Source organism: Sulfitobacter sp. HI0040 (assembly GCF_001634885.1).
Lineage (GTDB): Bacteria > Pseudomonadota > Alphaproteobacteria > Rhodobacterales > Rhodobacteraceae > Sulfitobacter.
The window spans coordinates 1-22,103 of sequence record NZ_LWEX01000343.1; the positions used below are offsets into that span (position 1 = coordinate 1).

20 protein-coding genes and 2 pseudogenes are annotated in these 22,103 nt (G+C 63.0%); 12 read left to right on the forward strand and 10 right to left on the reverse strand.

Going from position 1 to position 22,103, the window contains the following annotated elements:
• Both A3728_RS14900 and pedF read right to left on the reverse strand, forming a co-directional pair.
• A pseudogene (locus tag A3728_RS14900) lies at window positions 1-253 on the reverse strand (amino acid ABC transporter substrate-binding protein); the annotation flags it as partial.
• A gap of 1 nt (window position 254) precedes the next feature.
• Window positions 255-956: a cytochrome c-550 PedF gene (gene pedF, locus A3728_RS14905; protein WP_067925278.1), complete on the reverse strand. Its 702-nt coding sequence runs from the start codon at window positions 954-956 to the stop codon at window positions 255-257.
• Between the two features lie 189 nt (window positions 957-1,145).
• Here pedF and A3728_RS14910 point away from each other — a divergent pair, with 189 nt between their 5' ends.
• From A3728_RS14910 to A3728_RS14935, 6 genes are read left to right on the forward strand one after another with little or no spacing between them, the layout of a single operon-like run.
• Window positions 1,146-2,276 carry an ABC transporter substrate-binding protein gene (locus A3728_RS14910; protein ID WP_067925328.1) on the forward strand — a complete coding sequence of 377 codons (1,131 nt, stop codon included), beginning with the start codon at window positions 1,146-1,148 and terminating at the stop codon, window positions 2,274-2,276.
• Window positions 2,273-3,241: a YVTN family beta-propeller repeat protein gene (locus tag A3728_RS14915; RefSeq protein WP_067925281.1), complete on the forward strand. Its 969-nt coding sequence runs from the start codon at window positions 2,273-2,275 to the stop codon at window positions 3,239-3,241. The genes A3728_RS14910 and A3728_RS14915 overlap by 4 nt, the downstream gene beginning before the upstream one ends.
• A gap of 28 nt (window positions 3,242-3,269) precedes the next feature.
• Window positions 3,270-3,734, forward strand: coding sequence for a hypothetical protein (locus A3728_RS14920; RefSeq protein WP_067925284.1), 465 nt, complete (start codon window positions 3,270-3,272; stop codon window positions 3,732-3,734).
• Entirely contained in the window at window positions 3,731-4,447 is a 717-nt protein-coding gene (locus A3728_RS14925; RefSeq protein WP_067925287.1) for an ABC transporter ATP-binding protein, read from the forward strand. The genes A3728_RS14920 and A3728_RS14925 overlap by 4 nt, the downstream gene beginning before the upstream one ends.
• Window positions 4,444-5,238 (forward strand): ABC transporter permease, encoded by a 795-nt coding sequence (locus A3728_RS14930; RefSeq protein ID WP_067925289.1) that lies wholly within the window; start codon window positions 4,444-4,446, stop codon window positions 5,236-5,238. Before A3728_RS14925 ends, A3728_RS14930 begins: the two co-directional genes overlap by 4 nt.
• A 57-nt stretch (window positions 5,239-5,295) precedes the next feature.
• Window positions 5,296-5,832 carry a tetratricopeptide repeat protein gene (locus A3728_RS14935; protein ID WP_067925291.1) on the forward strand — a complete coding sequence of 179 codons (537 nt, stop codon included), beginning with the start codon at window positions 5,296-5,298 and terminating at the stop codon, window positions 5,830-5,832.
• Between the two features lie 12 nt (window positions 5,833-5,844).
• Here A3728_RS14935 and A3728_RS14940 read toward each other — a convergent pair whose 3' ends face one another.
• Window positions 5,845-6,393, reverse strand: coding sequence for a hypothetical protein (locus A3728_RS14940; RefSeq protein ID WP_067925295.1), 549 nt, complete (start codon window positions 6,391-6,393; stop codon window positions 5,845-5,847).
• A 193-nt stretch (window positions 6,394-6,586) separates the two neighbouring features.
• Here A3728_RS14940 and A3728_RS14945 point away from each other — a divergent pair, with 193 nt between their 5' ends.
• From A3728_RS14945 to A3728_RS14960, 4 genes are all read left to right on the forward strand, one after another.
• Window positions 6,587-8,350: a PQQ-dependent methanol/ethanol family dehydrogenase gene (locus A3728_RS14945; RefSeq protein WP_067925298.1), complete on the forward strand. Its 1,764-nt coding sequence runs from the start codon at window positions 6,587-6,589 to the stop codon at window positions 8,348-8,350.
• Between the two features lie 113 nt (window positions 8,351-8,463).
• The gene (locus A3728_RS14950) at window positions 8,464-9,174 is read left to right on the forward strand and encodes a response regulator (protein WP_067925301.1); all 711 of its coding nucleotides are present in this window, start codon (window positions 8,464-8,466) and stop codon (window positions 9,172-9,174) included.
• A gap of 25 nt (window positions 9,175-9,199) precedes the next feature.
• Entirely contained in the window at window positions 9,200-10,369 is a 1,170-nt protein-coding gene (locus tag A3728_RS14955) for an FIST N-terminal domain-containing protein (protein ID WP_236627997.1), read from the forward strand.
• A 2-nt stretch (window positions 10,370-10,371) separates the two neighbouring features.
• Window positions 10,372-12,570, forward strand: a complete 2,199-nt coding sequence (locus A3728_RS14960) for a hybrid sensor histidine kinase/response regulator (RefSeq protein ID WP_067925304.1) — start codon at window positions 10,372-10,374, stop codon at window positions 12,568-12,570.
• Here A3728_RS14960 and pqqE read toward each other — a convergent pair.
• From pqqE to A3728_RS14990, 6 genes are all read right to left on the reverse strand, one after another.
• Window positions 12,552-13,610: a pyrroloquinoline quinone biosynthesis protein PqqE gene (pqqE, locus tag A3728_RS14965; protein WP_067925334.1), complete on the reverse strand. Its 1,059-nt coding sequence runs from the start codon at window positions 13,608-13,610 to the stop codon at window positions 12,552-12,554. The genes A3728_RS14960 and pqqE overlap by 19 nt on opposite strands.
• 62 nt (window positions 13,611-13,672) lie before the next feature.
• Window positions 13,673-13,963: a pyrroloquinoline quinone biosynthesis peptide chaperone PqqD gene (pqqD, locus tag A3728_RS14970; protein WP_067925307.1), complete on the reverse strand. Its 291-nt coding sequence runs from the start codon at window positions 13,961-13,963 to the stop codon at window positions 13,673-13,675.
• Window positions 13,963-14,718: a pyrroloquinoline-quinone synthase PqqC gene (gene pqqC / locus A3728_RS14975; protein WP_067925310.1), complete on the reverse strand. Its 756-nt coding sequence runs from the start codon at window positions 14,716-14,718 to the stop codon at window positions 13,963-13,965. The genes pqqD and pqqC overlap by 1 nt, the downstream gene beginning before the upstream one ends.
• On the reverse strand, window positions 14,715-15,611 hold the full coding sequence (gene pqqB / locus A3728_RS14980) for a pyrroloquinoline quinone biosynthesis protein PqqB (protein ID WP_067925313.1): 897 nt from the start codon (window positions 15,609-15,611) through the stop codon (window positions 14,715-14,717). The genes pqqC and pqqB overlap by 4 nt, the downstream gene beginning before the upstream one ends.
• A gap of 23 nt (window positions 15,612-15,634) precedes the next feature.
• Window positions 15,635-15,736, reverse strand: coding sequence for a pyrroloquinoline quinone precursor peptide PqqA (gene pqqA / locus A3728_RS14985; RefSeq protein WP_067925316.1), 102 nt, complete (start codon window positions 15,734-15,736; stop codon window positions 15,635-15,637).
• Window positions 15,737-15,860: 124 nt separating this feature from the next.
• Window positions 15,861-18,182: a penicillin acylase family protein gene (locus tag A3728_RS14990; protein ID WP_067925319.1), complete on the reverse strand. Its 2,322-nt coding sequence runs from the start codon at window positions 18,180-18,182 to the stop codon at window positions 15,861-15,863.
• A gap of 133 nt (window positions 18,183-18,315) precedes the next feature.
• Between A3728_RS14990 and A3728_RS14995 the strand changes: the two genes are divergently transcribed.
• The gene (locus A3728_RS14995) at window positions 18,316-20,784 is read left to right on the forward strand and encodes an NAD-dependent epimerase/dehydratase family protein (protein ID WP_067925322.1); all 2,469 of its coding nucleotides are present in this window, start codon (window positions 18,316-18,318) and stop codon (window positions 20,782-20,784) included.
• Window positions 20,785-20,792: 8 nt separating this feature from the next.
• On the opposite strand, the gene A3728_RS15000 is transcribed toward A3728_RS14995, so the two are convergent.
• A complete protein-coding gene (locus A3728_RS15000; protein WP_067925325.1) occupies window positions 20,793-21,650 on the reverse strand; it encodes an MBL fold metallo-hydrolase in 858 nt (285 codons plus the stop codon).
• A gap of 287 nt (window positions 21,651-21,937) precedes the next feature.
• Here A3728_RS15000 and A3728_RS22845 point away from each other — a divergent pair.
• Window positions 21,938-22,103 (forward strand): annotated as a pseudogene (locus A3728_RS22845) (gamma-glutamyltransferase); the annotation flags it as partial.

Sequence of the window (22,103 nt, forward strand, 5' to 3'; positions counted from 1 at the left end):
GCGCCGCGATCTCTACATCCACGCCCCTTGGTTTGCCGGCCTCTTCCCAGCTGTAGGGCGGATAGTCTTCGTAGACGGCAAAGCGCATGTGGCCCTGCTCCACGATCGTATCGAGATCCTGGCCCACCTCGTCCCGGCCCGTGTTCTGGGGTTTTGGCTGCGGGATATATCCCGCGCAGGGGTCCGCGGCACGGGCCTGTCCGGCAAGGGAGAGGCCCGCAAGCAGGGAAAGGGTGATGAAAGCGAGACGCATGTTATTCGGCGGCCGACAATCCGATCGTGAGGATCTCTGCCGCGCGGTCGTAGCTTGCCTTGGTGCCGTCGATCCGCTCGGCGGCGCGAAGGGCGATTGAATCCGCCACCGGCGCGCCCGAAAGCGTTTCGATGCCGTCGCCCAACTCGTGCAACCGCGCGATGATGGCATCGGGGTCCGCACCGGTATCGTCGCCGGCATAGCCGGCAAGCTGGTCGCGGATCGCCTTCAGCTCATCCGAAACGGCATCCATGGCCTCCTGATCGGGGCGTGTTTCGATGTAGGTGCGGATCGCCCATGCTGCGTCCTGCCCCAGTGTTTCGCCGAAGGCGGGCATCTTGGTCACGCCATTCTGGGTATAGCCTTCGCGGAAGCGCTCCACATACCATTCGTCGCCATATTCTTCCGCTTCGAGGAACCGCAGATCGGGCGCCAACCCGCCGGAGATCGCCTCCAACCCGTGGCAGCGCGCGCAATTCTGGTTGTAGCCGGAGGCGCCGATCTCGATCGCTTCCTTCCAGGTTTCCTCGCCCACCTTGTCGGCGCGGTAGGGGTTTTCCGTCAGCCATTCGTCGCCGGTGTGCGGCAGGTTCCCGGTATCCACCGGCGATATGCCCAAGGGAAGCCCGGCGGCCATGGCGACGGTGACGCTGGCGCCCAAAAGCGCGGCCCCGATGGTCAATCTGCCTGTCGTTCCGGTCATGTCGTTCCTCCCTCAACCCGTGACGGGACCGGATTTAGCATGCGCCTCGGCGGCCAGATATAAGACCTTGGTCGTCGGGATGGACGAAAGTCCTATTCGACAGCATGGGGCGGGGTGTATAGCTTTCGAAAAGGGGGGAATATCTTGCGTAATCGGTTCTTTAACAGCTGGCTGGCCACGGTTCTCGGGATGCTGCTGGCGGCTGGTGCGCAGGCCGAAACCGTGATGAAGATCGGCTATCTCAAGGTCGATACGCCACGTCCGCCGGTCCTGTCCAACCTTGACCCTGTACCGGAGGATCTGGGCCTCGCCGGGGCCCGCACCGGGTTGGAAGACAACGCGACAACGGGGCGGTTTCTGGGCCAGACCTATACCCTGATAGAGGATCGCGTGCCCGAGGGGGGCGACGCGATTGCCGCGGCAAAGGCCATGCTGGCGCAAACGCCCTTTGTGCTGCTGGACGCGCCCGGACGGACCCAACTCGCCATCGCGGATCTGAAGGAGGCGCAGGGCGCGCTGCTTTTCAACGCCTCTTCGGGCGAGACTGCGCTGCGCAGTGAAAATTGCCGCGCCAACCTGCTGCACAGCCTGCCTTCGGATGCGATGCGCACGGATGCGCTGGCGCAGGTGCTCATGCAGAAACGCTGGACGGACCTTGTATTGATCGCGGGAACCCATCCCGAGGATCTCGCCTATGTCGAGGCTTTGCGCCGCTCGCTCACCAAGTTCGGTCTGAAGCTCTCAGACGAAAAGACCTGGGCCTTCGACGCCGACATGCGGCGCAACGCGGCACAGGAAGTGCCGCTCTTTACACAGGATTTCGGCGATTACGACGCGCTGATCGTGGCCGATGAACTGGGCGATTTCGGGCGCTACATTCTTTACAACACATGGCAGGCCCGGCCCGTGGTCGGATCGGAAGGGCTGAGCGCCGTGGCGTGGAGCCCCGTGATGGAACAATGGGGTGCTGCGCAGTTGCAGAGCCGGTTCACCAAGGCAGCGGGCCGGGCAATGATGCCGCGCGACTATGCCGCCTGGGCGGCGGTGCGCACCCTGGGGGAGGCTGTGACCCGTCTGGACAGCAGCGATCCCGCCAGCCTGCGGGGCTATATCCTGTCGGAGACTTTCGAACTGGCGGGCTTCAAGGGTCGTCCGATGACCTACCGAAGCTGGAACGGACAGTTGCGCCAACCCATCGCCGTGGTCCACCCGCGCGCGATGGTGGCGCAGGCGCCGCTGGAAGGGTTCCTGCACCGCGTCAACGAACTGGATACCCTCGGGCTGGATGAGCCCGAAAGCAAATGCGAGGCCTTCGAATGAACAAGCTGACCGCCGCGCTCCTTTGCGGAGCCTCTCTGACGGGGCCTGCCCTTGCGGATGAAATATGGGTGACCAATGAAAAGGACGATACCGTCAGCGTGATCGATACCGATACGCTGGAGGTCGTGCGCAGTTATCCGACGGGTGAGCGACCGCGCGGGATCATCTTTTCGAAGGATTATTCCCGTGTCTACATCTGCGCGTCGGACAGCGACGCGGTGCAGGTCATGGACCCGGAAACGGGCGAGATACTGCATGACCTGCCGTCGGGCGAAGACCCGGAGCAATTCGTGCTCCACCCCGATGACCGGCACCTTTACATCGCCAATGAGGACGACGCGATCACCACGGTGGTGGACACGCAGACGCGCAAGGTCGTGGCCCAGATCGACGTGGGCGTTGAACCTGAAGGAATGGCCGTTTCCCCCGATGGGAAGATCGCGATCACCACGTCCGAAACGACCAACATGGCCCATTGGATCGACACCGAAAGCCATACGCTCTTTGCCAACACGCTGGTGGACAGCCGCCCGCGCCACGCGGAATTTGCGAAGGACGGGACGGAATTGTGGGTGAGCAGTGAAATCGGCGGCACGATCACCGTCTTCGACGTGACGACGCAACAGGAACTGCACAAGATCACCTTCGACGTGAAGGGCGTACATCCCGACCGCGTGCAGCCTGTCGGTTTCGAATTCACCGAAGGTGACAGGCTGGCCTTTGTGGCGCTTGGGCCGTCGAACCACGTGGCCGTGGTCAACGCCCAAACCTACGAGGTGGAGGATTATATCCTCGTGGGGCGGCGGGTCTGGCATATGGCGTTCAATGCCGACCGCAGCCTTTTGTTCACAACCAACGGCGTCTCCGGCGATGTCACCGTGATCGACGTGGCGAAACGCGAGGCCAGAAAATCGATCAAGGTGGGCCGGTTCCCCTGGGGTGCTGCTTTCCGCCCGACCCCGTGATAGTCATCGCAGCGAAAAGAGGTATCCGATGAAAGTGAACTTGCCCCGCGGCATATGCGCCGCTGTGTTTCTGGCCCTGCCGCTGCCGACACCTGTGCTGGCCGATGAGGACACAGCCCGCCCCGATTTCGGGATCGCGGGCCTGCTGTCGGGCAGCAACAAGACCGATCTTCCGCCACTGACCCTGTCGGCCGGTGAGCCGCTGTCGGACGCGCCGTGGGAGCTTCGTTCTGGTGGGTATTATGAGGTGGAGATTACCTCTGACGGGTCTCAGGAACTGGCGCTGGTGGGTGCGCCCTTTCTCCGGGCGATCTGGATCGACGAGATCGTGATCGAAGGGCTGGAGATCCGGCCGCTCGGCCTCGACAGCGTGGAATTCGATGAGGCGGGAACGATGGAAATCGGCTTCGTCGCGATCCGGCCGGGCCAGTATTCCCTTCACGTCCCGGGAACGACGGGCGACACCCAGCGGGTAGAGATCACCATCAAATGAGCGGGCTGACCGTTTCGGGCTTGTCGCATGCCTATGGTCCGCGCAAGGCGCTGGACGACGTGGGCTTTGCCGTGGCGCCGGGACGGTTCTGTGCGCTTCTGGGGCCCAACGGTGCAGGCAAATCGACGCTGTTCGCGTTGATGACGCGGCTTCTGGTGGCGGGTGAAGGGCATATCGAGATCGCGGGGTTCGACCTTTCGCGCGAACCGCGCAAGGCGCTGGCCCGGCTTGGGATCGTCTTTCAGCAGACCACGCTGGACCTCGACCTGACGGTGCGACAGAACCTGCGGTATTTCGCGGCGCTGCATGGCCTGTCGGGGCAGGATGCCGACCGGGCGACCGATGCCGCGCTCGACCGGCTCGATATGACGGCGCGGGCGGATGAAAAGGCGCGCGCCCTGAACGGCGGCCACCGGCGCCGGACGGAAATCGCCCGCGCATTGCTGCATGCGCCTTCGGTCCTGCTGCTGGATGAGCCGACCGTGGGTCTCGACGCCGCGGCCCGCCGTGCGATCACCGATCATGTGCATGATCTGGCGGAGGAGGGGATTACCGTGCTTTGGGCCACCCACCTGACGGACGAGGTGCGCCCCGACGACCGGCTCGTGATCCTGCACCGGGGGCGGGTCATCGCCGACGGGCAGGCCCGCGAGATTGCGGGCGAAGCGGGCCTGTCGGACCGTTTCCTTCACCTGACGCGTGCCGAAGCATGAAGCCCTATCTCACTTCGCTCCGTGCCATTGTGCTGCGAGAGGCCTTGCGGTTCGTGCATCAGCGCGAACGGTTCATTGCCGCTCTGGTCCGTCCGCTGGTCTGGCTGCTGGTATTCGCAGCCGGTTTCCGCGCCGCGCTTGGGATCAGCATCATCCCCCCGTATGAGACCTATATCACCTATGAAACCTACATCGTGCCGGGGCTCTGCGGGATGATCCTGCTGTTCAACGGGATGCAATCCTCGCTTTCCCTAGTCTACGACCGGGAAATGGGTTCGATGAAGCTTTTGCTCACCAGTCCGCTGCCGCGTTGGTGGCTGCTCTTTTCGAAGCTGGCAGGCTCCACGGTCATTTCGATCCTGCAGGTCTATGCCTTTCTGATCATCGCCGCGTTTTTCGGGGTGCAGGCCCCGCCGCTCGGTTACGTCACGGTGCTGCCTGCGCTGATCGTCGCGGGGCTGATGCTGGGGGCGCTGGGGCTCTTGCTGTCGAGCTTCGTTCGCCAGTTGGAAAACTTCGCAGGTGTGATGAACTTCGTCATCTTCCCGATGTTTTTCCTGTCCTCCGCGCTCTATCCCTTGTGGAAAATGGCCGAAAGCTCGGAACTGCTTTACACTATTTCCCTTCTCAATCCCTTCACCCATGCCGTCGAACTGGTCCGCTTCGCGCTTTATCTGGAATGGAATATCGCCGCTCTGGGCTGGACGCTGCTGGCCACGGGCGTTTTCACCGCCCTGGCGCTTTGGGGCTATGATCCGGCCCGCAGCGGCGGCGCGCGGCGCGGTGTCTGAGTATATGCGACCATAGGAGTGCAGCCGAGGGGGTGTTTTCATGCTAGGATGCAAGGCATGAAACATATCGCTGTGATTTTCTGCCTTGCCGCCGCCCCGCTCGCTGCCGAAGAGCCGGGGCAATACGGCACGCTCAACCCCGACGAATTGACGTGGCAAAGCCAGATCGACAAGGCAAAGCGGGGGGAGACGAGCATGACGCTCTGCGCGAGCGGCTACATGCTGACGAAATCCGGCGATCACGCCGCGGCCCGCACGATTTTCGAGGCCTGCGCGCGGGACGGCTATACCGGTACGATGACGTGGATGAGCCAGTTGGACAACAATGGCTTGGGCGGTGAATACAACCCCGATGCCGCCGCCGAATGGGACCGCCGCGCGGCGGAGGCCGGGGACCCGGTCGGGCGGTTCAACTACGGGCTGGACCTGTTGCGCGGTCATGGGGTCTCGCAGGACGAAGCCCTGGGCCGGCGTTACGTCGATGCTGCAGCGGCGGATGGTCTGGAGATTGCGAAGCGCCTTCAGGACGCGGGCTATGACCCGGATGAGGTCACGCCCGACGCGGACAACTGGAAATACGCGCCGCTGTTCTGAAGCGCCCGGGCCTTATTCGATGATCAACGCCGGAAGCCAGTGGCTGTCAGGGTCCGTTTCGATGATGTCCTGATCCCGCAGGGGCCGCATTTCCCCCTCCGGGGGCGGTGCTGAGAGCAGGTCCATATCCATCTCATGCAATGTGCCGCGAAAGCCTTCGCCCTCCGGTTCGATCCGGTAGTAGAGGCCGTTCCACATATCGATCCCGTAATCCGTCCGGTCCTTCCACAAGAACAGCAGGTCATATTCGAGATCGGTCGTGGCCTCGGCGATGTTGCGGCGGATCGCGTAAGGATAGGGGACGTGACACCATGTCTTTTCCGCCCCTTCGAGGCAGCGGAACGGACGCATCGACAGGAAATGATCCGTGAAGGGTTCTTCGGCCATTCGAAGCGTGTAATTCCCGTCTTGGGCTACGTTCAGCGTGCCGATCCGTAGGCGCGTCCCGTCTGCTTCCTGCAGGAAAACGCCGCGCGTCTGTTCAGCCGCCACAGGTGAAACGCCAGCAAACGCGCCGACGCAGCAAAGCGCGAGACCGTGCAAGGTGATATGTCGTTTCATGGCGTCCTCCCCCTGCAAGCATAGGCAGGTAAGGCAAAACGCGCTCTGCGACAAAGGTCGCGGCCTGCGCGCGGGGCGGTACGACCAAGGTTCAATATCCCTGTGCAGGCTTTCATCGAATACTGCGGGCGGGTCGGATCGGACACGTCGAATACCGCGTGGCACCGGGAAGAACACAACGGGAGGAAACGACATGAACAGATTTATCATTGCGGTCACGGCTGCGCTGCTGGCCGCCGGGCCGGGGCTGACCGCCGTCACCGAAGCGGACCTTGCCAATGACACCGCATCGACGGGCGATGTACTGACAAACGGTATGGGCCGCCATCTGCAGCGCCATTCACCGCTGGATACGCTCAACAAGGAAAACGTGGACAACCTCGTTCCCGCATGGGCCTTCAGCCTTGGTGGCGAGAAGCAGCGCGGGCAGGAAACCCAGCCCATCATCCACGACGGCGTCATGTATATCACCGGCTCCTATTCGCGGCTCTATGCGATCGACGCCAAGACAGGGGAAGAGCTGTGGCAATATGATGCCCGGCTTCCCGAAGGGATCCTGCCCTGCTGTGACGTGGTGAACCGCGGTGCCGCCATCTTCGGCGACAATGTCTACTTCGGGACGCTGGATGCCCGGATCGTGGCGCTGAACAAGGATACCGGCGACGTTGTCTGGAACAAGAAGATCGCGGACTACAAGGCCGGTTACAGCTATACCGCCGCGCCGCTGATCGTGGATGGCCTGATCATCACCGGCAACTCTGGTGGTGAGTTCGGCATCGTCGGCGAAGTGCAGGCACGTGACGCCGAAACCGGTGAGCTCGTCTGGACGCGCCCGGTGATCGAGGGGCACATGGGCACGCTCAACGGCGAAGAAAGCACCATGACCGGCACGCTGAACGCGACCTGGCCGGGTGACATGTGGAAGACCGGCGGCGGCGCCACATGGCTGGGCGGCTCCTACGACGCGGAAACCGATACGCTGGTCTTCGGCACCGGCAACCCGGCACCGTGGAACAGCCATCTGCGCGACGCGGGCACCCCGACCGAAGGCAACAAGGGCGACAACCTCTATGCCGCCTCGCGTCTGGGGATTGACCCCGCCACCGGCGAGATCAAGTGGCACTTCCAGACCACCCCGCGCGAAGGCTGGGACTATGATGGCGTGAACGAAGTGGTCGCCTACAACGACCGCGAAGGGAATAAGCGCTACGCTACGGCGGACCGGAACGGCTATTTCTACGTGCTGGACCGGGAAACCGGCGACTTCATCAGTGCCACGCCCTTCGTGAAGGACATCAGCTGGGCCAGCGGCATCGACGAAAACGGGCGCCCGATCTTCGTCGAGGAAAACCGCCCCGGTGACCCGACCGAAGCAGCCGACGGCAAGAAAGGTGAGGTCGTCTTTGCCTCCCCCTCCTTCCTCGGGGGCAAGAACTGGATGCCGATGGCGCATTCGCCCAAGACGGGCCTCTTCTACGTCCCGTCCAACGAATGGGGCATGGATATCTGGAACGAGCCGATCACCTACAAGAAGGGCGCGGCTTACCTCGGGTCCGGCTTTACCATCAAGCCGAACTACGAAGACCACATTGGCAGCCTGAAGGCGATCGACCCCGACACCGGCGAGCTGAAGTGGGAATTCAAGAACGACGCGCCCCTCTGGGCCGGGGTGATGACTACCGCGGGCGGGCTGGTCTTTACCGGAACGCCAGAGGGCAAGTTCATAGCCTTTGACGATGAGACAGGCGAAGAGCTCTGGTCCTTCCAGACCGGCTCCGGCATCGTCGGACAGCCCGTCACATGGGAGCAGGACGGCGAACAGTTCGTCACGGTAATTTCGGGCTGGGGCGGCGCCGTTCCGCTCTGGGGCGGTGAAGTGGCCAAGAAGGTCAACTACCTCAATCAGGGCGGCACCCTCTGGACGTTCCGCCTGCCGGAACAGCTCGCCTCCCGCTGAAGCCGATACATGATCAGGAAATGCGCCCCCCGGGGCGCATTTTTTCATTTCCGAAGGGGGGTAATACCTTTTGGCAAGAGACATCCCAAACGCCAGCGCCTAGGCTTGGAGTCATGACGCCGCATCCCTTTTCATCCTCCAGCCGCGATACCTCTCCCGAAGGGGCCGGGTGGGCTCTGGTCATCGACGATCATCCGTTGTTCTGCGACGCGCTGGAAATGACGTTGCGCTCCGTGGCGGACTACCGGCAGGTGGAAACGGCGAATTGCCTTGCTGCCGCGCTGACACTGCTGGAGCAGAAAGGGCACCCCGCATTGATCCTGCTGGACCTGAACCTGCCCGACGTGAACGGGTTGGACGGATTGATCCGGCTCAAGCGCGCGGTATCCGGCGTACCGGTGATCATCGTGTCTTCGATGACTGACAATACCGTGATCAACGGCGCGATCACCGCGGGCGCCTCTGGCTTCGTGCCCAAGCACAGCCGTCGCAACGTGTTCAAGGATGCGATCGAACAGATCGGCAGGGGCGAGGTCTATAAACCCTGCGGGTATGTTGAAAGCGCGAATGCACAGGAAGAAGACAGCACGCTGGGGCGGCTTGCCTCGCTTACCAATCAGCAGTCGCGGATCCTTCAGTTGATCTGCGAAGGCAAGCTGAACAAGCAGATCGCCTATGACCTTTCCATCGCGGAAACCACGGTAAAGGCCCATGTGACGGCGATCATGCGCAAGCTCGGTGTCCAGAGCCGGACGCAGGCGGTGCTTGCCGCGCATGACGCGCGGTTCTCGCACGTATTGCCAAAAGAAGATCCAGCCCGCTAGTCTGCCCGGGGGGAGAGACGACGCGGTGAAAGACGATTCCGTATCAAAGGGGGGGACCGCGCATGCGTTGCGCCGGGCGCAGGTATCCTACCGGGATGCGGGGGCGGTGGCGCAGCTTTGCGCTGCTCTGGGGCCTGGTCCGCTTTCGCTCGTGGCGCTCTTTGTGTCGTCGGGTGCCGATTTTCCACAGGTGATCGCCGAAGCGGAGGGCGCCTTTCCCGATACCGATGTCATGGCCTGCACGACTGCCGGTGAGATCGGCGCGGACGGCTACGAAGAGGGAATGATCGTCGCCATCGGTCTGCCGGCGGATCACTTCGCCAGCCGCACCCTGCTGATCGAGGATTTGAACGACCAGCATACGCAGGCCGTGCTGGACCGGGTATCGCTGGACCGTGTCGCCGTGCAGGAACGGCATGAGGACAAGCGTCAGGGATTTGCCTTTCTCATGGTGGACGGCATGTCGCTGCGCGAGGATACACTTGCCGCCACCATTGCGCCCGCCCTGCGCGATATGCCGCTCTTCGGCGGCTCGGCCGGGGACGGGCTGGATTTTCAGCATGCCTGGGTCGCGCTGAATGGCAAGATTCGCGAAAATGCCGCCGTTCTCAGCCTGATCCAGACCGACCACCTGACCCATGTCTTCAGCATCGATCATCTGGTGCCCAGCGAAGAACAGATGGTCGTGACGGACGCCGACCCGGACCGGCGCATCGTCAAGGAGATCAACGCGGAGCCTGCCGCACGGGAATATGCCCGCATCGTCGGCAAGGACCCGGACCAGCTCGACCAGTTCACCTTCGCCTCTCATCCCGTCGTCGTGCGGATCGGCAACAGCCATCACGTCCGTGCGATCCAGCAGGTCAACGAGGCGGGCGAACTGGTGTTCTTTGCCGCCATCGATGAAGGCATGGTGCTGACGCTCGCCGATCCGGAACCGCTGGCCGCCCATCTCCAGCGCAAGCTCTCGGAACTCGACGCGGCGGGACAGCTCATCGATATTGTCGGATGCGACTGTATTCTGCGCCGGATCGAAGCGGAGCAGACGCAGGTCACCCGGCAGATGTCCGAGATACTCGCCCGGCACAAGGTGATCGGTTTTTCCACCTACGGCGAACAGATCGGGCCGCTGCACGTCAATCACACGATGACCGGCGTGGCGATATACGCCAACCCCGAAGCCGGGCGGAATTAGCGATGTCCCTCATCAATCCGGCCGACACGCTGGAGCGCCAGAATGAAAAGCTCCTGACCATCGCGCAGGCGCTGATGCGCAAGGTGGAGCAGAAGAACGAGCAATCCGGCATCGCCTATGCGCAGTTCGAGCGGGCGGCCTTTCTCGAAGTGCAGGTGCGCGAGCGCACGACCGACCTCGAACGCACGCTCGATCTTCTGCAGGAATCCAACGCGCAGCTTGAAACCGCGCGCGCCAACCTTGGCGAAGCGATCGAGACGATCAGCGAAGGCTTCGCGCTCTTCGACACATCCGACAGGCTGGTGCTGTTCAACAGCCGCTTCTGCCGGGATTTGCAGGATGTCGAGGCCTCCCTGCACGAGGGGCTGACCTTCAAGGAATATGTCACGCTCGTATCGGCCAGCGCCTACCTGTCCCTCCCTGCCGGTTCGACGCCGGAAAACTGGGCCGCCGGGCGCTATGCCCGCCACCACGACGATCACGTGGTTTTCAACGTCAGTCTTGTCCGGGACCGCTGGCTGCAGATCAGCGAACATCGCACCGCCCGGGGCGGCACCGTCATTCTGCAAACCGATGTGACGGATATCATCCGCCTCGAACGGCTCGAACGGGACCGGATGCGGGACGAACAGGCGCAGACGCTTCAGGCGACGCTCGATCACCTCAATCAGGGGGTCTGCATCTTCGACGACAAGCAGAACCTCGTCGGGTGGAACAAGCGGATGGATCACCTGCTGGAACTGCCGCCGCAGCAGGCGGCGATGGGCCAGCACTTTCTTTCGTTGCTGCGCCGGTTGGAGGACCAGCTTCAGTTCACCGGCGATTTCGACGCGGCGATGCTGGAGCGGTGGGCCAACCAATCGGCGGGGCGGTCGGCGATTTCCTTCGAAGTGACCCGGAACGGAGAGCAGACCTTCAGTATCTTCGGACAGGAAATGCCCGACCGGGGCTTCGTGATCAGCTTTACCGATGTGACGGCGGAACGCGCCGCGGTGCGTGCCCTGGCCGAGATGAACGAACTGCTTGAACGCAAGGTCGCCGACCGGACACAGGAACTGGGCATCGCCTTGGCAGAGGCGGAGCGCGCCAATGCGTCCAAGTCACGCTTCGTCGCTGCTGCCAGCCATGACCTGCTGCAGCCGCTGTCGGCGGCGAAGCTCTTTATCTCCACCATGTCCGACCGGATCGTGGAACCGGAACTGCGCGGCGTCGCCGGGAAGGCGGAGGCGGCACTGGCGTCGGTGGAACAGATCATCGAGGCGTTGCTCGACATTTCCAAGCTCGATTCGCGCAGCGCTGTCTTCGATGTGCAGAATGTCCGCATCTCGGGGATACTGGATTCCCTGCGGGACGAACTGACCCCGGTGGCGGAGGACAAGGGCATCGACCTGCGAATCGTCGGCTGCGGATTGGTCCTGCGCAGCGACCCGGGGTACCTGCGCCGGATCGTCCAGAACCTTGTGACCAACGCGATACGCTATACCGACCGGGGCAAGGTTCTGGTGGGCGTGCGGCGCAGGAACGGCATCGCCCGGGTGGAGGTCCATGACACCGGGCGCGGCATCGCCCCCGATGATCAGGCGGCGATTTTCCAGGAGTTCAAGCGCATCGACGTTTCCCAGTCCAACGCGGGCCTCGGCCTTGGCCTCGCGATAGTGGAGCGTGCCTGCAAAAGCCTGAACCATCCGCTTACGCTGATGTCGGAACCGGGGCGGGGCAGCTGTTTCGCTTTCGAGGTTCCGATGCACAGGGGCGGCACGGTCACCGTACCGCTCGCGCAGCCCGCAAGCGGTTTCCGCGCCGTGATCCCGGATGGTCTGGTTGTCTTTCTGGTGGAAAACGATCCCAAGTTGGCCGATGCGATGACCCTGTTGATCGAAGGCTGGGGGGCGCATGTCATCCACGCGGAGACGGGCGAGGACGCGCTCGCCCTTCTGGCGGAGATCGAACTGACACCCGATGCGCTGTTGCTGGACTATCAACTGGGGGAGGGGATGTCGGGGCTGGAGCTTCACAGCGCGATCTGTGCGCGCTACGGCGATGTGCCCGCGCGCCTGATCTCCGCCGATCGCGGGACCGATCTGCGCCTCAGCTGCGAAAGGCGCGGCATTGAGCTGATGTCGAAACCCATCGATCAGGCCCGGTTGCTCACCTTCCTGTCCCGTGCCGGGGAAGGCAACGTTCAGGCGTTGACGCGGTAGGTCAGCGGGGTTTCCTCGTCCTCCGAGAATGCCTCGGCCATCTCAACGACCTTATGGTGCAGCGGGGATTTGATGCAGACCGGATCGGTGGCCGCCGGATCGCCTGCAAGCGCCATGGCCTGACAGCGGCAGCCGCCGAAATCGACAGTGCGCCGTTCGCAGGAGCGGCAGGGTTCCTGCATCCAGTCCGTACCGCGATAGGCCTGAAAGGCGGCGCCTTCGTACCAGATCTCGGCAAGCGGCCTGTCGGCGACATTGTCGAATGTGAGGCTCGGGATCGTCTGCGCGGCATGGCAGGGCAGCACCAGCCCGTCCGGCGTGATGTTGAGGCCCGTCGTCCCCCAGCCGCCCATGCAGCGTTTGGGATAATCGTCGTGATAATCCGCCGGCACATAGTCGATGACCATGGTGCCCTTCAGCCGTTCGCGTGCTTCGGCCACGATGCGCCCGGCCTCTTGCGCCTGTTCGCGCGTGGGCATCATCGCGCCCCGGTTCAGCATGGCCCAACCGTGGAACTGGACGATCGCCACTTCCATGCGGCGCGCCTTCATCTGTACGGCCATCTCGATCGCTTCGGGTAACTGGTGCAGGTTCTGCCGGTGCACAACGGCGTTGAGGGTAAGCGGAAAGCCTGCTTCGACGATCCACTGGGCGGCCTGCATCTTGCGCTTGAAGCCACCCTGATAGCCGCCGATTCGGTCCGCCATTTCCGCATCGGTGCCCTGCAGGGACAGTTGCACATGATCGAGGCCCGCCTCGTCCAGTTCGGCGAGCCGCTTCTGCGTCAACCCGATGGCCGAGGTGATGAGGTTCGTATATAGCCCTGCGTCCCTTGCGGCGCGGACCAGATCGACCAGATCGCGGCGCGCTGCGGGTTCGCCCCCCGACAGGTGCAGTTGGAGCACGCCGAGATCGGCGGCCTGCCGGAAGACGTCTGCCCAAGTCTCGGTCGACAACTCACTGTCGCGGCGGACCATTTCCAGCGGGTTGGAACAATAGGGGCAGGACAGCGGGCAGCGGTGCGTCAGTTCCGCCAGCATGGCGATAGGTGCGGGAATGCCCCGGCGGCTCTTGGTGGGTTCGGGGGCGGTCAGTGTCTCTGTCACGGTCGTACCTCCAGAATTCGGCGTTCCATCAGGCCCTGCAGAAATGCGTCCACGTCTCCGGTGATCTGTTCCGGGGCGGCATCGTAGGCCTCTGCCAGCGTGGCCACGATCTGGCCGAGGCTGGCGGTTCCGTCGATCTGGCGCAGAATCGCCAGTCCGATCGGATCCAGTCGTATCGTGCGTTCGGGGGCCAGCAAAACCCATCCGTCCCGCACATGATCGTGATGCAGCCGCACCCCGCGCGGGATTACCGGAACCGCTTCGGCAGGCAGCGCGCTATCCGGCATTACGACGCCGCGGCGCGGACTTCGGCCATATGCGTGCCCGGTTCCCAAGCGCCCGGCGGGCGGCGGGCAGGGGTGACGTAGGCCGCGTGCAACGCGTCAAGCTGGGCCCAGAGCACATCTGTCTTGAAGGTCAGGGCGGCGGCGGCCATGTCCTGCTTTTCCTGCGTATCGGCATGGTCCAGCACCCAGGCGAGGCCAAAGGCCACATCCTTGGGGGCTTCGTTCAGGCGATTGCGGAAATAGGACAGGCTGCTGTCATCGGCGAAATCATAGTTCGCAAGCAGGCCTTCGATGCGGGCGGCGTGTATTTTCGGTGCGAAAAGTTCGGTGAGCGAGGCGGCGACCGCCTCCAGCAGGGTCTTGTCGCGCACGAAGCGCACATAGGCATCGACGGCAAAGCGGGTGGCGGGCAGCACACCTTCGGCGCTCGCCACGTAATCCCGGTCAAGCCCGACCGCATCCGCGAGCCGCAACCAGCGGGCGATACCGCCCTCGTTCTCCCGCGTTCCGTCGTGATCCTCGATCCGGGATCGCCAGGCGCGGCGCAGGGCGGGGTCGGTCACGCGGCTCATGAAGGCGGCATCCTTCATCGGGATGCTGGCCTGATAATAGAAGCGGTTGATCACCCATGCCCGGACTTGATCGGGTGTGCAGCCGCCGGAATGCAGCAGGTCGTGGAAGGGGTGCTTGTCATGGTACCGCTCCACGCCGATCTGGCGCAGCCGGTCCTCGAACGCCTGTCGGGATGCTGTCATAGCGTGATCTCCATTCCGTCCCGGGCGATGTCCCAGCCAGCGTCTTCGGCAGTGCTGCGTTCGTCCGAACCGGGGCGCAGCACGGGGTTGGTGTTGTTCATATGGACAAAGACCTTCCGCCCCACGTCGATCCCTTTGAACGCGGCCATGGAGCCATCGCTGCCGGACATGGACATATGCCCCATCCGCTTGCCGGTCTTCTGGCTCAGCCCTTCGCGTACCATCTCGTCATCCTGCCAGAGCGTGCCGTCAAAGAAAACGAGGTCCGCCCCCTCAAGCCGTTGGGCGAGGTCCGGGCGCATCGCGGCGCAGCCGGGGATGTAGAAGATATTTTCGCTCTCTGTCTGCAGATGCACACCGACTGTCTGCTCACCCTCCAACTCGGTCTCGACCGTCTCCCCCTCCAGATAAAGCGGGACTTTGCCGGGTACCGCGAAAAGCGTGGCGGTCAGGCCGGGGGCGATCTCCTGCCCGACGTTCAGCTCGACACTGCGCCGGGTAACGATGTCCGGGCGCAGGGCGGAAAACATCGGATTTTCGTCGAGAACACGGTGAATTTCGCGCGTAGCAAAGAGGGTAAAGGGCTGCTGTTCGCGCAGGGTCAAAAGCCCCGCGACATGGTCGATATCACCATTGGTCACGAGGACGGAGCGCAATGGCAGTTCACGCAGGCCCGTGGGGTGCAGGGGCGGCGTATCGGCCATTTGCTGGCGAATGTCGGGGGAAGCATTGAGAATGCACCAACCTGCCCCATCGGCGCTTACGGCGATGGAAGATTGGCTCTGCGCCGGAATTTCACCCGCGCGTGCGAGGTTGCAATTTCTGCACCCGCAGTTCCATTGGGGTAAACCGCCACCGGCCGCTGCCCCCAGAATCCGCGCGCGGAAGCTCACTCAAACCTCCGCGCCCGAAATGTTCAGAACAGTACGCCGCCAGCGTCTTCTTCGCTGTCAGGACCGTACATGTTGATTTCCATTCCGCACTCGATTTCGCGGATGATGGGCTTGGACCATGCCATTGGAAGTCTCCCTTGTGTTGGTTACGCCACATTTATCCCGTATGGGACAAACTAAATATATGAGACCAAGGTCGCATAAAGCACGCATGAGGTTTTGCGGTGGTTCGCATAGGCGCTTTTCCGCCTAACTCTTCGAATGCCTTTCAGGGCGCAGGTCTATCCGCCGCTCTGTCGCCGCGTCAACCGCTGCGGTGGAATAACACATGGGCACGTAGTCACCCTTGGCCCAGAGGGGGGCCAGATCATCGTAATGTGCGTCTCCGGGCAGGCCCGACTGACCGGGTGCATTGATCCAGCGGCTTTCGTCCCATGCGCCCACGTCGATCACCATGCGAACCGAAGCGCCGTTGCGCACGCGGTAGTCGGCGGCTTCGTAATGCCCCATCATCACCGTCGCGCTGGACCCGCCGGTGGCAATCGGCCCTACGTCATGCGCCCCACCGAGCGGGGTAAAGGCATGATCGAAATAGCCTTTATGCAGGTCTCCCCACCGCCAGCGCGCCGGGTCTTCGCCAAAGCGGTCAGTGGTATCCTCCCACGCATGTTCCAGCGTGTCGCGCAGCAGCGTGTCACGATCCAGCCCGCACCGATGCGCGAGGCCAGGGCGGTCGCCGCGCAGCAGCCGGACGACTTCGGGAATGTTGCCGGGCCCCAGCAATCCGCGCAGGGCAGTATCCCCCGCGACTGACGTCAGAAGTGCGGGGCGCAAATGCTCCGAAAGCCAGATCTCGTACAGCAGCGCCCCGGCGGAATCGGGGGCTGCGTGACCGTTCCAACCCTGTAACAATTCCCGTGCCTGCGCCGGGGCATCGGGGGGCAGCAAGGCACACAACTCAACCGCAAGGGCAGAGAAGGTATCGCATTGCAGCGCGCAGTTGCTCGCGACATCGGATGCGCCGCCCTGCGCGATAACCTCGGCGATTCGGTCGGCGCGGCCGTCTTCGAACCACTCGTACCCGACGGGATTGCTGTCGTGGTCCCACGCGGGGGGCAGGTTCATTTCGTTGGCCGAATGCACAAAGCCCCGCCCGGGGTTTTCGATCGCCGGCAGATCCGCCGCCGTCATATAACCTGTCCATTCGCGAGTTCCATCGCCGGGGACGGGTGCCAGGCCCCGCCAGCCGGTGCGACGCGGCACATAGGCCGCAGCCTGCCAGCAAATATCGCCTGCCGTATCGGCATAGACCATGTTTACCGAGGGGGCACCCCATGTGGTCAGCGCGCTGCGAAACCCTTGCATCGTCGTTGCGCGCATGGATTTGAGGCTGGCCATATACGGCGCGCTGCCCGGATCGGCGAAGACCGTGCGGACCGCGACCGCCGTATCACCCTCTTTATAAACCACAGGCCCATGACGGCTGAATTCGAGCGTAAGGGTCTGCGCCGCGGCGCCCTTCACGGCAAAAGTCTCCTCCACCCGGGTGAAAGCTTCCGTGCCCTCGCCATAGCGATAGGCGCGGCCATCGTCCGTCACGTCATAGACCATCACGTCCTCCTGATCCGCGCAGAAGATCGTCAGGCTGAAGGCCGCCGTTCCGTTATGCCCGGCCATGATGCCGGGGGAAGAGGGTTCCCCCGCACCGATGAGGTCCATGCCCGGGGCGCTCAGATGAACCATGTAGCGCAGCGAAGGCGCGGCATGGAGCCGGTGCGGGTCGCTCGCCATGACAGGGCGGCCCGTGTCGGTCAACTCGCCTGAAATGGCCCAATTGTTGGACCCTTCCATTGAAGGCACGCCGCGCTGCACGGTCTTGCGGACGTCCACCGATGACCAGAGCGGGGCATCCTCCAGCGACGCTTCCAATCGTTCTCGCTGGAATGTCACGGGGGCGGTCGCCAGTTCGTAGACCGCGAGCACATCGGGGGGCAGGGATTTATCCGTCATCGTCGCCCACTCGCTATCCGGCACGGGCGGCGACAGCGGCACACGAAGCAGGTCCGTTTCGGGATCCGCCAGCGCCTGCACCTGCAGACGCGCCAGTTCAGACGTAGCGTTCCGCGCAAGGCAATGCGTGCGGATGCGCACGACATCCTCCGCCTGCCAACGGGCAGGGCGTGTGCCCATTTCTGCAAATTCCGGCGGCAGCGGCCAATCGCCCGCTTCGACCAAGGCGATCGCGGCATTGATGCCTTCGGCGAAGGCGGTGCAGATCTCTTCTGCATCGGATCCATAGGCGGCCCATTCGGCGGCCATGTCCCCCCGATAAAGAAAAAGCCGCGCGGCCCGGTCCTGCATCAGGTAGCCGGGGCCGAAATCGGCGGCCAGCAGCCCCAGCCCGCGTTTGCGCCAAAGGTCGATCTGCCACAGCCGATCGCGCGCAGCGTTGAGGCCCTGCAGAAAGAAGGCATCGCGGGTATTTTCAGCGCGGATATGTGCCATGCCCCATGTGTCGATGGAAATGCTGGCAGGCGCACGCAGGCCGGGCAGGGTAATGGTATCGTCCAACTTCTATCTCCCTTCGGTTCGGGCTTCAGTATTTGCTCAACCAGCCCCGGGGGTCAGATAGCCCCCTGGCCTATGCTCAGAAACATATCGCGCCGCTTCGCGTTGGGCCACAGACTGGCCCACTGGAGAAAGCATGAAGTCCAACGAAAAACCGGCGATATTGATCACGGGTGCTGCAGGCAATATCGGCAGAAAGCTGACCGAACGGCTCGCTGACCGCTACCATGTGCTTGGCATCGATCTGCCCGACAACACCGATGGTCCCGACATGTTCGGCTGCGACATTACCGATCGTGCCTCAGTCGAGGACGCGGTCCAACGGGCGGCGAAACGGGCAGGGGGGCGCTTTGCTTCGGTGGTGCATCTTGCGGCATATTTCGACTTTTCGGGCGAAGAGCGGCCGCAATACGAAAGGATCAATGAGGAAGGCAGCCGCAACCTGCTTCGCGCCCTGCAGGATATCCCGGTGGAGCAGCTTGTCTATTCCGGCACGATGCTGGTGCATGAACCCGGCGTTCCCGGCGAACGCATCGACGAAGAGACCCCGTTCGCCCCCGGCTGGGCCTACCCGAAGTCGAAAGCGCGGACAGAAGAGGTCATCCGCGAAGAAGCGGGGGATATTTCCACCGTGTTCCTACACCTCGCCGGGCTTTACTCTGACCAGACCGCAGTGCCTACGCTGTCCCACCAGATCGCGCGCATCTACGAACGAGATTTCAAGAGCCATACTTTTTCCGGCGACATGAAGGCGGGCCAATCCTTTATTCATATCGACGACATGCTCGACCTTTTCGAACGCGTCATCGAACGGCGCGACGCGCTGGAGCCGGGCACGGTGCTGCTGGCGGGTGAACCTGACGCCATGGGCTATGGCGCTTTGCAGGACCGGATCGGGCAGTTGATCCACGGAGAGGATCACTGGCGCACCCTGAACCTGCCTGCCCCCGTGGCCAAGGCGGGCGCGGCCCTTGAAACCAGTGCGGAACCCGTGGTGCCCGACGCCTTCGATCAGGGGGAGAAACCTTTCATCCGCGCCTTCATGATCGATATGGCCAGCGATCATTATGCGCTCGACATCTCCAAGGCGCGGCACCTGCTGGACTGGGAGCCACAGCATCGTATCGCAAAGGATCTGCCGGTTCTGATCGAGGCGCTCAAGGACGATCCGCTGGAATGGTACCGCGCCAACGGGATCACGCCGCCGAACTGGCTCGAAGCGGCGGATGAACGGGTCGACGATCCGGAAAAACTGCGCAGCGAACATGAACGTATTTACCGGCAGGAGCATCGGCAGAACATCTGGGGGGCATGGGCCAACGCCGGTCTGGGCATCTGGCTAATGACCTCTCCGCCGCTGCTTGGATATGACAGCGCGGGCATGATCCTCAGCGATCTCGGTGCGGGATTTGCCCTGCTGGTCTTCGGATTGCTGTCGCTCTCGTGGCGCATGACATGGGCGCGATTTGCGGCGGCAGCCACGGGGTGTTGGGTCATGTTCTCCCCCCTCGTCTTGTGGACCGAGAACGGCGCCGCCTATCTCAACGCGACGCTGGTCGGGATGCTCGCGGTGGGTTTCGCGCTTTGCCTGCGGCCCACTCCCGGCGTCTCGCCCGTCGCCGCGCGGACAGGGCCGACCATCCCCAAGGGGTGGGATTATTCCCCGTCGGACTGGTTCCAGCGGCTTCCCGTGATCATGCTGGCTGTCGTTGGCCTTTTGATTTCGCGCTACCTCACCGCCTATCAACTGGGCACCGTGGACAGCGTGTGGGAGCCCTTCTTTGCAGGCACCGTTCCCGGCAAGAACGGCACAGAACAGATCATCACCTCGGAGGTATCCGAGGCCTGGCCGGTGCCCGACGCCGGGATCGGCGCGCTGACCTATGCGCTTGAGATCCTCGTGGGCATCATCGGATCTTCCCGCCGCTGGCGCACCATGCCTTGGCTGGTGGTGCTTTTCGGGATCATGATCGTGCCGCTTGGCGCGGTGTCGATCTTCTTCATCGTGATCCAGCCCATCGTCATCGGAACCTATTCGACGCTGGCGCTGATCGCCGCCGCGGCGATGGTCTGGCAAATCCCCTATTCGCTGGATGAACTGGTGGCGACCTACCAGTTCCTGAGACGCCGGCACGCGGCGGGGCATCCGTGGATACGCGTCTTTTTCTTCGGGGATACGGATGAAGGACCCGACAACGACATCGTAGACGATTTCGAGCGGAGCCCGCCGGTCATCGTCAAGGAGATGATATATGGGGGAATGACCTTCCCGTGGAACTTCTGGGCGCTCATGGCGCTGGGTGTTGCCTTGATGCTGTCGCCGCTGCTTTTTGGCTGGCAGGCGGGGGGCATGTCGGCCACAAGCCACATCGTGGGCGCACTGGCGATTACCGTGACGGTCGCGGCACTGGCGCCGGTGGCACGTTTGGGCCGGTTCCTGAATGTCCTTCTGGGGCTTGTGATGATCTTTGCGCCTTTCATGACGGAGGCCGGCATCTGGCAGCTTGTATTCGCCATCGTCTCAGGCGCGCTGCTGATGGGGCTGAGCATTCCGCGCGGCCCGGTTCATACCAGCTTTGACACCTGGGACAGGTTCATCCGGTAGGGCGCGGCTCAGAGGTCGATCCGCAGCCCGTCCCGCCCGATGATGAGCGGACCATCCCAATGGTCCGCCATTGCGCGGTGCCAGTCGTCTTCGGTGTAGTCGGGATCGTCGGAGGGTATGAGGTGCGATAACGCCAGCCGTCCGACGTTCGCGTCGCTTGCAATGCGGCCCACGTCGTGGGCGAAGCTGTGGGAGCGCAGGAAATGTTCCATCAGCTTCTCGGATCCGTTCCCGACCCGCGCCATCAGGGCAGGCAGCGCGGCTTCCAGCATCGCTTCGTGGATGAGCAGGTCCACGCCCCGGGCGAATTGCGCCATGCTGTCCAGCGGCGCTGTGTCCCCGGAAAAGACCACGTGACGTTCCGCTGTTCGAAAGGAAAGGGCAAAGCAATCGATGAGCGGGGGGTGTTCCACCCGCAACGCAGAGACGCTGACCTTTCCCTTCCGCATCACCTCGCCCTCGTCGATCACATGCAGCGTAACCAGCTGCCGCAGGTCGGGCCGCCCTTCATCCTCGATCCGCAGATTGATGTCGGCCTTCATCGACGCAAGGAACCCTTCCCAGTAAAGATCCAGACCTGCCGGACCCCAGATCGCGACCGGGGTTTTCAAGCCCGCCGTCCATGCAGTGTGCATCAAGGGTCCGAGTTCGAGGTAATGGTCGGAGTGCAGATGGCTGATAAATATAAGCGACAGGTTCTTCAGCTCCATCCCCTGGTCGACCAGCGCTTTCGTCACCCCCAGCCCGCAGTCCACCACGATGGTTTCCCCCCCGAGGTGCAGCAGATTGGAGGTGGGCATGGAAGAACCGGGCCGGATCGCAGGGCCGCCCTTGGTGCCCAACAGTGTGACGAAATCATCCGACATATCCCGTTCTCCTCTTGCCGATGTGCGACCTTGGCGCGGCTTATGCCCATCGGCGCCGCGATTGATCTGGTTATCTGGTTAAGAGATCGGGGATCGACCTTCAATCACCCCTGCCAAAATCGACTATGGCATTGAAGAAGACTGCTTCGGGTGCGAATAAAGGAGGCAATCCATGAGCCCCCCGTCACCTTGCACTGACGTTTCGGCAATGCGCCCTTCAGCGGGATCGCCGAAAGCTTCTGACGAGCGGGATTCGGCCCCGATAACTTGAAAAACAGGAGGCGATGATGCGCCTGCGTCATGAACCGATCTATCCCTCACGCCGGTCCCCAGTGTTGGCCGACAATGTCGTTGCCACATCGCAACCGCTGGCCACGCAGGCGGGGCTGTCGATCCTGCAACAGGGTGGCAACGCGGTGGATGCGGCCATCGCGACGGCGGCGGTACTCACCA